This is a genomic window from Blastococcus aggregatus, from assembly GCF_900221005.1.
Taxonomy (GTDB): domain Bacteria; phylum Actinomycetota; class Actinomycetes; order Mycobacteriales; family Geodermatophilaceae; genus Blastococcus; species Blastococcus aggregatus.
This window is the reverse complement of the sequence record NZ_OBQI01000001.1, coordinates 779,662-794,131: the sequence shown is the minus strand read 5'-3', so window position 1 is coordinate 794,131 and position 14,470 is coordinate 779,662. Positions and strand designations below refer to the sequence as shown.

The window sequence follows — 14,470 nt, the reverse complement described above, 5'->3', positions numbered from 1 at the left end:
GTGGCTGTCCCCCGCACCCGTCGGCGCCCGCGGCGCCGGGCGCCCGACCCCGAGGCCGGGATGGTGACCACCGAGACGGCCGTCGTCCTCCCGGTGCTCCTCCTGGTGCTGCTCTGCGCGGTCGCGGCGGTGACCGTCGTCGGCGCCCAGCTCCGCTGCGTCGACGCCGCGCGCGAGGGTGCCCGTGCGGCTGCCCGCGGGGAGACCGATGCGGTGGTGGCCGAGCTGGCCGGCCGGGTCGCGCCGGAGGGAGCGGACACGGCGGTACGGGAGGACGGGGAGCGGGTCCGGGTCACCGTCAGCGTCGAGCTGGCACCGCTGGGCCCGGTTCCGCTGCGCACGCGGGTGTCGGCCGAGGCCGTGGCGGTCCGGGAACCGGGCGGAGCGCCGTGAGGGGCGAGCGCGAGCGGGGGTCGGCGACCGTCTGGGTGCTGGCGCTGGGCGGCGTCCTCGCGCTCGTCGGCCTGGCCTGCGTGCTGGTGGGTGCGGCCGCGGTCGCCCGGCACCGCGCCGGCAGCGCGGCGGACCTCGCTGCGCTGGCGGCAGCCGGCCGGGCCGTGCTCGCGGATCCCCTGGCGTGCGCCGTCGCCGGAGCCGTCGCTGCGGACAACGGCGCGCGGCTCGAGCGCTGCGCGGTGGACGCGGCCGGGGTCGTCGAGGTGACGGTCGCCGTCCGGGTGTCGCTGGGTCCGGTCGGTCAGCGGAGCGCGGCAGCCCGCGCCCGCGCGGGTCCGGTCCCGCCGGAGCCCGCGCACTCAGAAGACGAGGTCGGCCTCGGGCTCGGTGACACCGGCGGGAACGGCGGGAACGGCGGCGGCGGTCTCCTCGACCGGCGGCTCGCCGGCGACGGCGAGCTCGTCGAGCACCACGTCCAGCACCCGCACCGCACCGGCCTTGTCCAGCGGATCGTTGCCGTTGCCGCACTTGGGCGACTGGACGCACGAGGGGCAGCCGCTCTCGCACTCGCAGCTGGCCACGGTGGCGCGCGTGGCCTGCAGCCACTCGCGCAGCACCTGGAACCCCCGCTCGGCGAAGCCGGCACCGCCCGGGTGGCCGTCGTAGACGAAGATCGTCGCGGCGCCGGTGTCCGGGTGGAGCGCGGTCGAGAGGCCGCCGAGATCCCAGCGGTCGCAGGTCGCCAGCAGCGGCAGGATGCCGATCGCGGCGTGCTCCGCGGCGTGCAGCGAGCCGGGCACCTCCACCTCGTCGAGCTCGGCCCGCTCCACGGCCCGGTCGCTCAGGGTCAGCCACACCGCGCGGGTGCGCAGCTGCCGCGGCGGCAGGTCCAGCGGGAACTCGGCGAGCACCTCGCCGGTGCCCAGCCGGCGGCGCTGGTAGGCGACCACCTGGTTGGTGACGTCCACGACGCCGGTGTGCGCGGTGACCGTGCCGAGCCGGCGGCTCCGGTCCGGCGACACGATGGAGAGGTCGGTGACGTCGCGCGCGACGGTGGTCCACTCCGGGCTCTCCGGGTGCACCGCGGCGCAGGCGTCCGCCACGTCGAACTCGTCGACCACGAAGGTCTCGCCCCGGTGCACGTACAGGGCGCCCTCGTGCACGGTGGCGTGGGCGGCGCCGCCGTCGACGGTTCCCAGCAGCCGGCCGGTCGCACCCTCGATGATCGCGACCGGCTCGTCGCCGCTGCCCCGGATGTCGACGTCGGGTCGCCCACGACCGGCCCAGTACCAGCCGGTCGGCCTGCGGCGCAGCTGCCCGTCGGCGACCAGCTGCTCGATGGCGGCCTCGGCAACCGGGCCGCCGAAGTCCGGCAGGTCCTCCGGCCGCAGCGGGAGCTCCGCGGCGGCGCAGCACAGCTGCGGCCCGAGCACGTAGGGGTTGGACGGGTCGGTGACCGTCGCCTCGATCGCCCGGCCGAACACCGCCTGCGGATGGTGGGCGAGGTAGTGGTCCAGCGGGTCGTCGCGGGCCACGAAGACCACCAGCGACTCCCGCTGCGCCCGGCCCGCGCGGCCGGCCTGCTGCCAGAGCGAGGCCAGCGTTCCGGGATAGCCGGCGAGCAGGACCGCGTCGAGCCCGGCGATGTCGATGCCGAGCTCGAGGGCGTTGGTGGTCGCGACCCCGAGGAGGTCGCCGGAGGACAGTGCCCGCTCCAGTTCCCGCCGCTCTTCGGGGAGGTAGCCCCCGCGGTAGGAGTCGACCCGCCGGACCAGGTCACCCCGGCCCCGGTCGCGCAGCAGCCGGCGGGCCTGGTCGGCGACGGACTCCGCGCTGCGCCGGGACCGCACGAAGGCCAGCGTGCGCGCGCCCCGCTCCACCAGGTCGGCGAGCAGCCCGGCGGCGTCGGCCGCCGCGGACCGGCGCAGGGGAGCGCCGTGCTCGCCGGTGTGCTCGGTGAGCGGCGGCTCCCAGAGGGCGAAGGTCGCTCCCGGCCGGGGCGAGCCGTCCTCGGTCACGGCGGTCACCGGCTCGCCGACCAGCCGCGAGGCCGCCCCGGCGGGATCGGCCACGGTCGCGGACGCCAGCACGAACACCGGCTCGGCGCCGTACCGCCGGCAGATCCGGCGGAGCCGGCGGAGCACGTGCCCGACGTGCGAGCCGAACACGCCGCGGTAGGCGTGGCACTCGTCGATCACGACGTAGGCGACCCGGCGCAGGGTGCTCGACCACTTCTGGTGCGCCGGCAGGATCCCGCGGTGCAGCATGTCGGGGTTGGTCACGATCCAGCGGGAGTGCCGGCGCACCCAGTCGCGCTCCTCGCCGGGGGTGTCCCCGTCGTAGGCGGCGGGCCGGACGGACGGGTCGGCCAGGCTCGCCACCGCGGCCAGCTGGTCGCGGGCCAGGGCCTTGGTCGGGGCGAGGTAGAGCACGCACGCCCGGGGGTCGTCGGCGAGCCGGCTCAGGGCCGGCAGCTGGTAGGCGAGCGACTTGCCCGATGCCGTCCCCGTCGCGACGACGACGTGCCGGCCGTCGTGCGCGAGCTGCGCGGCCTCCACCTGGTGCGAGTAGGGGGCCGTCACCCCGCGGTCCTGCAGCCGCTCCCGCAGGGGGGCGCTGACCCAGTCCGGCCACGGCAGCGTCCGGCGCTCGCGGACGGGCACCGAGTGCACGTGCGTGACCGGCTGCTCCTCCTCCGGGGTGGCGGCCAGCAGGGCGGCCAGCAGCTCGGCCCCCGGCGGCGGGCCGGCCGGGACGCCGTCCCGCGGATCCCGGTCGGGCCCCCCGAAGGCGGCCGGCCCGGCGGGATGGAGCGTGGTCACCGCTCCACTGTCACACCTGGCGGCAACCCGCGTCCGGGCGCCGGCGGGCCCGGTGTGCCCGCGAGAAGAACGCAGTGTTCAGGGGGGATGCACATCGTGTGATCTCCCTTACACTTCCGCCCGTTGCGGTGCGTCACCGACCGCTCCGCATGAGCACCTCTGCCGCACCGAGGAGCACCGGCGCTCTCCGGCGGCAGTACACGCTGGGAGGAACGCATGCCCGACGATTCGCTGTCCGGCGGGGATACGGCGCTGGTCGCCATCGTCCTCGTCGTCGCCCTGGCCGCGCTGGCCTTCGCCGCCTACCTGATCAAGGCCGTCATGGCCGCGGACCAGGGCACGGTGAAGATGCGCGAGATCGCGCAGGCGGTCCAGGAGGGCGCGGCGGCCTATCTGAGACGGCAGTTCCGCACGCTGGGCGTCTTCGCCGTCATCGTGTTCCTGCTGCTCCTCCTCCTCCCGGTCTCCGACGGGGGCTGGGAGACCCGCGCGGGACGGGCGGTCTTCTTCCTCGTCGGCGCCCTGTTCTCCGCCTCGGTGGGCTTCATCGGGATGACCCTGGCCACCCGGGCCAACGTCCGGGTCGCTGCGGCCGCCAACGTCGGCGGCTACCTGCCTTCCTTCCGCACCGCGTACCGCACCGGTGGGGTCGTCGGGATGATCACCATCGGCCTCGGCCTCTTCGGTGCCGCCCTGGTCCTGCTGCTCTTCGACGAGACCGCACCGATCGTGCTGGAGGGGTTCGGGTTCGGCGGGGCGCTGCTGGCCATGTTCATGCGCGTCGGCGGCGGGATCTTCACCAAGGCGGCCGACGTCGGTGCCGACCTGGTGGGCAAGGTCGAGGCGGGCATCCCCGAGGACGACCCGCGCAACCCGGCGACGATCGCCGACAACGTGGGCGACAACGTCGGTGACTGCGCCGGCATGGCGGCGGATCTCTTCGAGTCCTACGCCGTCACGCTGGTCGCCGCGCTGATCCTGGGGCAGGTCTTCTTCGGCTCGGTCGGCATGGTGTTCCCGCTGCTGGTCGCAGCCATCGGTGTCATCGCCTCGATGGTCGGGGTGCTCGCCACCCGCCCCGCGAAGACCGACGGGAGTGGCATGGCGCCGATCAACCGCGGCTTCTTCACCTCCGCCGCGGTCTCCCTCGTCCTCGTCGCGGCGGCGTCCTTCACCTACCTCCCCAGCATCTCCGACAACGTCGACATGGAGGTCAGCCCCCAGGTCCTCGGCTTCGTCTCCGTACTCATCGGTGTGGTGCTCGCCGCGGCGATCCAGCAGCTCACCGGTTACTTCACCGAGACCAGCCGCAAGCCGGTCAAGGACATCGGCCGCAGCTCGCTGACCGGCCCGGCGACCGTCATCCTGTCCGGCATCTCGCTCGGCCTGGAGTCCGCTGTCTACGCCGCGATCCTCATCGGTGGCGCCGTCTACGGGGCGTTCCTCATCGGCGGCGGTGCGGCGCTCTACGCCGTCGCCCTCGCCGGTTGCGGTCTGCTCACGACCGCCGGCGTCATCGTCGCCATGGACACGTTCGGCCCGGTCAGCGACAACGCCCAGGGCATCGCGGAGATGTCCGGCGACATCGACGAGGAGGGCGCTCAGGTGCTCACCGACCTCGACGCCGTCGGCAACACCACGAAGGCGATCACCAAGGGCATCGCCATCGCGACGGCGGTGCTCGCCGCCACGGCGCTCTTCGGTTCCTACAGCGCCCAACTCGAGGTCGCCCTGGAGGACGCCGGGGACACCGCCGGCGACACCCTCCAGAATGCCTTCAGCCTGGTGAACCCGAACAACGTCGTAGGGGCCATCGTCGGCGCCGCGGTGGTGTTCTTCTTCTCGGGACTGCTCATCAGCGCCGTGTCCCGGGCGGCGGGGCGGGTGGTCTTCGAGGTGCGCGAGCAGTTCCGTACGCGGCCCGGGATCATGACGTACGAGGAGCGCCCGGACCACAGCGCCGTCGTCGACATCTGCACCAAGGACTCGCTCCGCGAGCTGGCCACTCCCGGCCTGCTCGCCGTGCTGGCACCGGTCGCGGTGGGCTTCGGGCTCGGCTTCGGCCCGCTCGCGGCGTACCTGGTCGGCGCCATCGCGGCCGGCACCCTGATGGCGGTCTTCCTGTCCAACTCCGGCGGCGCCTGGGACAACGCGAAGAAGATGGTCGAGGACGGCGCCTACGGCGGCAAGGGCAGCGAGGCGCACGCCGCCACCGTCATCGGGGACACCGTGGGCGACCCGTTCAAGGACACGGCCGGCCCCGCGATCAACCCGCTGATCAAGGTGATGAACCTCGTCGCGCTGATCATCGCCCCGGCCGTGGTCAGCCTGTCGGTGGGCGAGGACGCCAACGACGCGATCCGGGTCGCCATCGCGCTGGCCGCCGTCCTGGTCATCGTGGGCGCCGTCGTGGTGTCCAAGCGGCGCTCGGTCGTGGTCGGGGAGGTCACCAGCCAGCCCGACGCGGGATCCCTCACCACCTCCGCTCCCTGATCCACCCACCCCGCGACCCTCCCGCCCGGAACGTCCCGGCGGGAGGGTCGCGGTGTGCGCTGTGGACGCCGCCGCGCGCTGTGGACGACGGCCGGCACGACGTCGGCACGGCGCTCTAGCGTCGCCGCCGCCCGATCGCACCGGACGGGCGACGACCGAGCCGGGAGGCGCCCATGACCCCGAGGATCTCCGCGCGCCCCGACGAGATCGCCGTGCGGCCCGACGAGCTGGGCGCGCTCGCCGTCGAGCTGGACGGTCTGGCCGACGCCCTGGCCGCCGAGGGCGACCGGTGCCGGGCGGTGGCGGGTGCCCTGGCCGACGCACTCGGGGGCCGGGAGGGCGCGGCAGTCGGCGGGCTGGCAGGCGCCTGGGGAGCGCTGGCCGCTGCGCTCGCTGACGGGACCGGGACGGCTGCGGGCACGCTCCGCTCCGCGGCCGCCGCATACGTCGACGTGGACGGGACGCTGGCCGGGCGGATGGGGGCGCCGTGACCGACCCCGAGGCGCGGCTCCGGGCGGTGGCGGGCTGGGACGTGCCGGCGCTGCGCGGCGGGCTGGCCACCCTCGGGGAGCTGGACGACCGCTTCCCCTCCTGGCGGGCTCGGCTGGACGCGGTCGTCCGCACCGTGGTGGACGGCGGCACCTGGTCCGGCCCCGCTGCAGCGCAGGCCCGGGAGCTCCTGCTCCGGCTCTCCACCACGGCGGCGGCGCTCGACGCCGGCCTCACCGGCTCCCGCGCGGAGTGCACCCGGCTCGCCGGAGATGCGGCCGTCGCCGCCGACCGTGCCGCCGCCGCCCTGGCGCTGGCCCCGGAGCTCCCCGTTCCCCTCGGTGTGTCGCTCACCGACGCGGACACCCTCGCGGCCGCGGTCGACCGGCTCGTGCTGGGCCCCGGGTCGGTCGGCCCGGCGGTGGCCGCCGCGCGGGAGGCACTGACCGCGGCCGAGGCGGTGGGGTCGGCCGCCGGCCGGGCGACCGACGCGTTGCCGCCGGTGCCGTCGCCCGCCGCCGGCGCGCTCGGAACGGGCGGTCGTCCCCAGCTGCCGGCCGGCACCGATCCGGCTGCGGTCGCCCGGTGGTGGGCGGCGCTGCCGGTGGCCGGGCAGCTGGCCCTGGTCGAGGAGTCCCCGGAGCGACTCGGGGCGCTGGACGGCGTCCCGGCCTGGGCCCGCGACCGCGCCAACCGGGTCCTGCTCCGCCGGGCGATCGACGATCCCCGCGCCGACGACGGCCTCCGCGCGGTCGCGCGCGTCGTCGCGGGCGTGCTGGCCGAGGACGAGGGCGCAGGCCTGGCCGTCCAGCTCCACCTGCTCGACCTGGCCGGCGACCGCGTCGCGGTCGGGTACGGCGACCTCGACTCCGCCGACGTCGTCGCCCTCGTCGTCCCGGGCATGACCATCACCCCGGCCGACGACCTCCCCGGCGTCGCGGGGGACGCGCGAGATCTCGCCGGCGTGGCCCGACGGGCGGACCCGGGCCTGACCGTCGCGACGGTGGCCTGGCTGGGCTACCGGGCGCCGCAGTTCCTGTACTCCGCGACCAGCCGGCGCGCGGCCACGACGGGCGGTGCCGTCCTGGACTCCGCCCTGACCGGGCTGGCGGCGGCCCGCGCCGCGACCGGTGCCCCGCCGGCCCGGACGACGGTCGTCGGGCACAGCTACGGCACGGTCGTGATCGACGAGGCCGCCGACCGGACCGGCCGGCTGGCGGCCGATGCCGTCGTCCTGCTGGGCAGCCCCGGCATGGAGGACGACGCCGCCGCCCTCGAGGCACCCGAGGTCTACGACGCGGCCTCGCCGGCCGACCCGATCTCCTGGAGCGGCTGGTTCGGCACCGAGACGTGGGCGGAGAGGTTCGGCTCCACCGGCCTGCCCGTCGACGCCGGCACCGGCCACTCGGGGTACTTCGACCGGGACCGGCCGACGCTGGGCGCGATGGGGGAGGTGGTCGTGGGGCGCCGGCCCGGCTGACCCCATGGCGGGGGGCCTCTTCCCCCCGTCGGGAACAGTCGCGCAGCATGCACGTTCGGTAAGGGAGACGGCACGCCCACGGGGCTCGTCCCGGGCGCTCCGTCGGCCGGGTGGCTTACCGTGGCCCGCCGAGGGGGCCTTTCCACTGCGGCGCCGCCCCGTGCCGGGCCTCCGACGCGGAGCCGGGGACCGTCCCGGCAGGCCGCACCCAGCACCACCAAGGCACCACCGACAGGAGCACCGTGCCCACGAAGACCACGCAGACCGGGAGCGAGAGCACCGAGCCGACCGCCGGGGGCGCCAAGACCCCGCGACGGGGCTCGGCCGCGGCCGGCGGCAAGCCGCTGGTCATCGTGGAGTCGCCGACCAAGGCCACCAAGATCGCCGGCTACCTCGGCAGCGGCTACGTCGTCGAGGCCAGCGTCGGCCACATCCGTGACCTCCCGCGCAACGCCGCCGACGTCCCGGCCGAGCACAAGGGCGCGGCCTGGGCGCGACTGGGCGTCGACGTCGACAACTCCTTCGAGCCGCTCTACGTCGTGAGCCCCGACCGCAAGCAGCAGGTCGCCCGGCTCAAGCAGCTGGTCAAGGGCGCCAGCGAGATCTACCTCGCGACAGACGAGGACCGCGAGGGCGAGGCCATCGCCTGGCACCTGATCGACACCCTCAAGCCCCGGGTGCCCGTCCGCCGCATGGTGTTCCACGAGATCACCCCCGAGGCCATCGCCCGGGCCGTCGCCAACCCGCGCGAGCTCGACACCGCCCTGGTCGACGCCCAGGAGACCCGCCGGATCCTCGACCGGCTCTACGGCTACGAGGTCAGCCCGGTGCTGTGGAAGAAGGTGCTGCCCAAGCTCTCGGCCGGCCGCGTGCAGTCGGTCGCCACCCGCATCGTGGTGGAGCGCGAGCGGGAGCGGATGGCCTTCCACGCCGCCGACTACTGGTCGCTGGAGGGCACCTTCGCCGTTCCCGGCAAGGCCGCCGGCGCCGACGAGGGCGAGCCCACCACGGTGCGGGCCAAGCTGGTCAGCGTCGATGACAGCCGGGTCGCCACCGGCCGCGACTTCGACGCCGCCACGGGCCGCACGACCGGTGAGGTCGTGCACCTCGACGAGGCCGGCGCCCGCGGTCTGGCCGCCCGCCTGGAGGGCCGGCAGGTCGCGGTCAGCCGGGTCGACGAGAAGCCCTACCGCCGCCGTCCCTACGCACCGTTCACCACCTCCACGCTGCAGATGGAGGCCGGGCGCAAGCTGGGCTGGTCCTCCGCGCAGACGATGCGGGTGGCGCAGCGGCTGTACGAGAACGGCCACATCACCTACATGCGTACCGACTCGACGAACCTCTCCGACGAGGCGATCAACGCCGCGCGGAGCCAGGCGCGCGAGCTCTACGGCGATGCGTTCGTGCCGGCCGAGGCCCGTCGCTACAAGAGCAAGGCCAAGGGCGCCCAGGAGGCGCACGAGGCGATCCGCCCGGCCGGTGACAGCTTCCGCACCCCCGGTCAGCTCGCCGCGGAGCTCGCGCGGGACGAGTTCCGGCTCTACGAGCTGGTCTGGAAGCGCACCGTCGCCTCGCAGATGGCCGACGCCGTCGGGCAGACCGTGAGCATCCGCCTCGCGGGCCGCAGCGCCACCGACGAGGCGGTCGAGTTCACCGCCAGCGGGCGCACGATCACCTTCCCCGGCTTCCTCAAGGCCTACGTCGAGTCGCAGGACGAGACCCGGCAGGCCAACAGCGACGACGACGAGGGCAGCGACGACGCCGAGCGCCGGCTGCCGCGCCTGGAGCGCGGCCAGCAGCTCGACACCCGCGAGCTCGACGCCAAGGGCCACACCACCAGCCCGCCGGCCCGCTACACCGAGCCGAGCCTGGTCGCCCGCCTCGAGGAGCTGGGCATCGGCCGTCCCTCGACGTTCGCCTCGATCATGCAGACCATCCAGGACCGCGGATACGTCTGGAAGAAGGGCAACTCGCTGGTGCCCTCCTTCATCGCGTTCGCGGTGGTCAACCTGCTCGAGCAGCACTTCGCCCAGCTGGTGGACTACCAGTTCACCGCCTCGCTGGAGGAGGAGCTCGACCAGATCGCCGGCGGCAACCTGCAGCGGGTGGACTGGCTGACCGAGTTCTACTTCGGCGTCGAGGGCCGCAACAGCGGGAGCATCGCCGAGTCCGGCGGGCTCAAGCACATCGTCGGCCAGCGGCTGGAGGAGATCGACGCCCGCGGGGTGAACTCCATCCCGCTGCGCGCCACCAGCGCCGACGGCCAGCCGGTCGTCGCCCGGGTCGGCCGCTACGGCCCCTACCTCCAGACCGGTGAGGACGGCGCGCGGGTCAGCATCCCCGAGGACCTCGCCCCCGACGAGCTCACCGAGGAGAAGGTGCGCGAGCTGCTCGAGGCGCCGTCGGGCGACCGCGAGCTGGGCACCGACCCCGAGTCGGGGCTGCCCGTGGTCGTGAAGGCCGGCCGCTACGGCCCCTACGTCACCACCGTCGTCCCCGAGGGCAGCAAGGAGGCCCCGCGGACGGCGAGCCTGTTCGCGTCCATGTCGGTGGAGACGGTGACGATCGAGGACGCGCTCAAGCTCCTGACCCTGCCGCGCACGGTGGGCACCGCCCCCGACGGCGAGGAGATCCAGGCGCTCAACGGCCGCTACGGGCCCTACATCAAGAAGGGCACCGACTCCCGGTCGGTGGAGGGCGAGGAGAAGCTCTTCACCATCACCCTCGACGAGGCGCTGGCGATCTTCGCCCAGCCCAAGCAGCGGGGGCGCGCGGCCGCGAAGGCGCCGCTCAAGGAGCTCGGCCCCGACCCGGTCACCGAGGGCGTGGTGACGGTGCGCGAGGGCCGGTTCGGGCCGTACGTGACCGACGGTGAGACGAACGCCAGCCTGCGCAAGGGCGACGACGTCGAGACGATCACCATCGAGCGCGCCGCCGAGCTGCTCGCCGACCGCCGTGCGGCCGGTCCGGCCAAGAAGAAGAAGGCGGCGAAGAAGACGACCGCCAAGAAGGCCCCCGCCAAGAAGACGACGGCGAAGAAGACGACGGCGAAGAAGACGACGGCCAAGAAGACGACGGCGACGAAGACGGCGACGGAGGCCGCCGCCGAGCCGGTCACCACCGGCTGAGGCACCTCGCCGAAAGGGGTCGGGATCGTCGGTGCCGGCCGGTAGCGTGAGGTCCCCGGGGCCCGCTCCGTCCCGGTCCACTCCGATCTCGGGAGCCGTGATCCAGTCCGACCCGACGCCACCGGTGCCGCCGCGCGATGAGCCGGCGGCGCCGGGCGAGCGGACCACGCCACCGGCCGACGGGCTGCCCCCGGCGAGCACGCCGGTCCTCCCGGACGCCGGCGGGCACCCGCGCGTGGGCCAGGTCGGCCTGGCCGCCAAGCTCCGGGCCGTGCTGCGGGTGCGCGACTTCCGCAGGCTGTGGCTGTCGATGTCGCTGTCCAGCTTCGGCGACTGGTTGGGTCTGCTCGCGATCACCGCGACCGCCACGTCGCTGGTCGACGGCTTCGCGGCGGCGAACTTCGCGCTCGGCGGCGTGCTGCTCTTCCGCCTGCTGCCCGCGATCGTGCTGGGCCCGCTGGCCGGCGCCTTCGCCGACCGCTTCGACCGGCGCAAGACGATGGTCGTCACGGACATCATCCGGTTCGCGTTGTTCGCCTCCATCCCGATCGTCGACGAACTCGTCTGGCTGTTCGTCGCGCAGTTCCTGATCGAGGCCTTCAGCCTGTTCTGGATCCCGGCCAAGGACGCCGCCGTCCCCAACATGCTGCGCAAGGACCAGCTGGAGCCGGCCAACCAGCTCTCCCTGGTCACCACCTACGGCCTGACCCCCGTGCTGGCCGCGATCGTCTTCGCGGTGCTGAACTCGAGCGACGGCTGGTTGCAGACGTGGCTCCCGGACGTCGACCAGGTCGACGTCGCGCTGTACCTGAACGCGCTGACCTTCCTGGTGGCGGCCGCGGTGATCTGGCGGCTGCCGTCGATCAGCGGGCGCCGCGCCTCCGGGCCGGACGCCAGGCCGGAGAGCTTCCTGGGCTCCCTCCGGCGCGGCTTCTCCTTCGCCGGCCACACGCCGCTGGTGCGCGGCCTGGTCGTGGGCATCACCGGCGCCTTCGCCGCCGCCGGCGTGATCATCGCGACCGGCCAGGCGTACGCGAACGCCCTCGGTGGTGGCGACGCCGCCTACGGGCTGCTCTTCGGAGCGGTCTTCATCGGGCTGGGGCTGGGCATCGCGCTCGGACCCAGCGTCGCCCACGACCTCGCCCGCGAGCGGATCTTCGGCATCGCGATCGTCGGCGCCGGCCTGATGGTCGTGGTGATGTCGTGGACGTCGACGCTGTGGGTCGCGTTGCTGCTGGTGGTCCTCATGGGCTTCTTCGCCGGCATCGCCTACCTGGCCGGCTTCACACTGCTGGGCACCGAGGTCCAGGACGAGGTGCGCGGCCGCACGTTCGCGATCGTGCAGTCGCTGGTCCGCGCCGCGCTGATCCTGTCGCTGGCGGTCGTGCCGTTCGGCGTGGGGCTCATCGGCCGGCACTCGATCGACGTCGGCGTCGGCACTCTCCCCGTCACCGGCGAGCGCATCATGCTGCTGGCCGCCGGGCTGCTCGCCGTCGGTGTCGGTGTGCTCGCCTACCGCCAGATGGACGACGGCCGGCCCGTCCCGCTGCTGGCCGACGTCCTCACCGCCCTCCGGCGGGACACCACCGCCCGGCGCCGGCTGGCCGGAGGCGGGGTGTTCATCGCCTTCGAGGGCGGAGAGGGCGCCGGCAAGTCCACCCAGGTGAAGCGGCTGCAGGAGTGGCTCACGAACGAGGGCCTGGTCGCCCGCTCGACGTTCGAGCCGGGCGCGACGCCCTCGGGCGCGGGGATCCGGGCGATCCTGCTGGATCGTGCCCACACGGCGATCGCCCCCCGCTCGGAGGCGCTGCTCTACGCCGCCGACCGTGCCCAGCACGTGCACGACGTCCTCCGGCCGGCGCTGGACGCCGGCGAGGTGGTCATCACCGACCGCTTCGTGGACAGCTCGCTGGCCTACCAGGGCGCGGGTCGCACCATCCCGCTCGACGACGTCCGCATGCTCTCCCGGTGGGCCACCGGCGGGCTGGAGCCCGACCTGACCGTGCTGCTGGACCTGCCGCCGGAGACGGGGCTCGCCCGGGCCCGCGGGCGGTCGGTGGCCGACCGCATGGAGTCGGAGTCCCTGGAGTTCCATCAGCGGGTGCGACAGACCTTCCGCGCCCTCGCCGAGAGCGATCCCGACCGCTACCTCGTGCTGGACGCCACGAGCAGCGCCGACGAGCTCGCCGCGGCGATCCGCGTCCGCGTCGCCGGCCTGCTCTCCGGCCTGCCGCTGCAGACGCTGCCGCAGCGCGACACGGAGGACACCCAGCAGAGGACGACGCCGGTGCACCGCCATCCGCACGCCCAGACCGGCTCGACCCCGCAGCTGCACCCATGAGCGTCGCTGCGGACCAAGGGGTGTGGGCGCGGGTCATCGGCCAGCCCGCGGTGGTGGCGGAGCTGCGGGCGGCGATCGACGACCCGGCCGCCATGACGCACGCCTGGCTGTTCACCGGTCCGCCCGGGTCCGGGCGGTCGGTGGCCGCGCGGGCGTTCGCCGCGGCGCTGCAGTGCCCCGACGGCGGCGACGGCACCTGCCACGCCTGCCGGACGGTGCTCTCGGGCACCCACGCCGACGTCACCGTGATCGTCCCCGACGGACTGTCGATCGGCGTCACGGAGGCCCGCGAGCTGGTCCGGGTGGCCGGCCGCTCACCGTCCCAGGGTCGCTGGCAGATGATCATCGTCGAGGACGCCGACCGCATGAGCGAGTCGGCCTCGAACGCGGTGCTCAAGATGATCGAGGAGCCACCGCCCCGCACCGTCGTGATGCTCTGCGCCCCGAGCCTGCACCCCGACGACGTGCCGGTCACCATCCGGTCCCGGTGTCGCGTCGTCGCGTTGCGGACCCCGACGGTCACCGCGATCGCCGACGTGCTGGAGCGCGACGGCGTCGACGCCGCACTCGCCTCCTGGTCGGCGGCGGCCTCCGGCGGGCACGTGGGCCGGGCCCGCCGGCTGGCGCGCGACGAGGAGGCCCGGCTGGCGCGCAAGGCGGTGCTCGACGTCCCGCTGCGGCTGGTGTCCCTGGCGGCGTGCATGGACGCCGCGGACGACCTGGTCGGTGCCGCCAAGGAGGAGACCGAGGCGGCCACCGAGGTGCTCGACGGGGCGGAGACCGACGCGCTGAAGAACAGCCTCGGCGTGGGCGCCCGCGGGCCAGGCGTCGTCGCGGCGAGCCGGGGGAGCGCCGGCCAGCTGAAGGACCTGGAGAAGCGGCAGAAGTCGCGGGCCACCCGCATCGGCCGGGACTCCCTCGACCGCGCGCTGGTCGACCTCGCCGGGCTCTACCGGGACGCGCTGGTGACGGCGGCGGCGCCCTCGGGGGAGCTGCCGCTCAATCACCCGGACCGCCGCGCGGACGCCGCCGAGCTGGCCCGGCTGATCGGGCCCGAGGGGGCGCTGCGGCGCATCGACGCGATCCTCGACTGCCGGACGGCGCTGGAGCAGAACGTCAAGCCGCAGATCGCGCTGGAGGCGCTGACCGTGGCGCTGCGGCTGCCCGCCTAGGCCCCTGCCCCTGCGCCGGATCGCGCAGGTGCGTGCCGTAGTCTGTGCGGGCACGTCCGCCGCCTTAGCTCAGTCGGTAGAGCATCTCACTCGTAATGAGAAGGTCGTCGGTTCGATTCCGACAGGCGGCTCTCTTCACCGCAGCGGGT

8 protein-coding genes, 1 tRNA gene and 1 pseudogene are annotated in these 14,470 nt (G+C 74.6%); 9 read left to right on the top strand and 1 reads right to left on the bottom strand.

Annotated features, from left to right (window positions below):
* Positions 1–393: a TadE family type IV pilus minor pilin gene (locus CRP29_RS03990; RefSeq protein ID WP_245852398.1), complete on the top strand. Its 393-nt coding sequence runs from the start codon at positions 1–3 to the stop codon at positions 391–393.
* Positions 390–722, top strand: a pseudogene (locus CRP29_RS23780) (Rv3654c family TadE-like protein); the annotation flags it as partial. The gene CRP29_RS03990 and the pseudogene CRP29_RS23780, both read left to right, overlap by 4 nt.
* A 33-nt stretch (positions 723–755) precedes the next feature.
* Here CRP29_RS23780 and CRP29_RS03980 read toward each other — a convergent pair.
* Positions 756–3,218 carry a DEAD/DEAH box helicase gene (locus tag CRP29_RS03980; RefSeq protein WP_097193702.1) on the bottom strand — a complete coding sequence of 821 codons (2,463 nt, stop codon included), beginning with the start codon at positions 3,216–3,218 and terminating at the stop codon, positions 756–758.
* Between the two features lie 216 nt (positions 3,219–3,434).
* Here CRP29_RS03980 and CRP29_RS03975 point away from each other — a divergent pair, with 216 nt between their 5' ends.
* From CRP29_RS03975 to CRP29_RS03945, 7 genes are all read left to right on the top strand, one after another.
* Entirely contained in the window at positions 3,435–5,711 is a 2,277-nt protein-coding gene (locus tag CRP29_RS03975) for a sodium-translocating pyrophosphatase (protein WP_097193701.1), read from the top strand.
* 173 nt (positions 5,712–5,884) lie between these two features.
* The gene (locus tag CRP29_RS03970) at positions 5,885–6,202 is read left to right on the top strand and encodes a type VII secretion target (RefSeq protein WP_097193700.1); all 318 of its coding nucleotides are present in this window, start codon (positions 5,885–5,887) and stop codon (positions 6,200–6,202) included.
* Positions 6,199–7,680 (top strand): alpha/beta hydrolase, encoded by a 1,482-nt coding sequence (locus CRP29_RS03965; RefSeq protein WP_101541076.1) that lies wholly within the window; start codon positions 6,199–6,201, stop codon positions 7,678–7,680. The genes CRP29_RS03970 and CRP29_RS03965 overlap by 4 nt, the downstream gene beginning before the upstream one ends.
* Positions 7,681–7,922: 242 nt before the next feature.
* Positions 7,923–10,808 (top strand): type I DNA topoisomerase, encoded by a 2,886-nt coding sequence (gene topA, locus CRP29_RS03960; RefSeq protein ID WP_097193698.1) that lies wholly within the window; start codon positions 7,923–7,925, stop codon positions 10,806–10,808.
* A gap of 97 nt (positions 10,809–10,905) precedes the next feature.
* A complete protein-coding gene (gene tmk / locus CRP29_RS03955) occupies positions 10,906–13,149 on the top strand; it encodes a dTMP kinase (protein ID WP_245852396.1) in 2,244 nt (747 codons plus the stop codon).
* Positions 13,146–14,321 carry a DNA polymerase III subunit delta' gene (locus CRP29_RS03950; protein ID WP_097193696.1) on the top strand — a complete coding sequence of 392 codons (1,176 nt, stop codon included), beginning with the start codon at positions 13,146–13,148 and terminating at the stop codon, positions 14,319–14,321. Before tmk ends, CRP29_RS03950 begins: the two co-directional genes overlap by 4 nt.
* A 58-nt stretch (positions 14,322–14,379) precedes the next feature.
* Positions 14,380–14,452 (top strand) — tRNA-Thr (locus tag CRP29_RS03945).
* Positions 14,453–14,470: the final 18 nt, after the last annotated feature.

Coding starts and splice junctions, on each gene's coding strand:
- CRP29_RS03970 (WP_097193700.1), top strand. CDS start 5,885: ATGACCCCGAGGATCTCCGCGCGCCCCGACGAGATCGCCGTGCGGCCC.
- CRP29_RS03975 (WP_097193701.1), top strand. CDS start 3,435: ATGCCCGACGATTCGCTGTCCGGCGGGGATACGGCGCTGGTCGCCATC.
- CRP29_RS03950 (WP_097193696.1), top strand. CDS start 13,146: ATGAGCGTCGCTGCGGACCAAGGGGTGTGGGCGCGGGTCATCGGCCAG.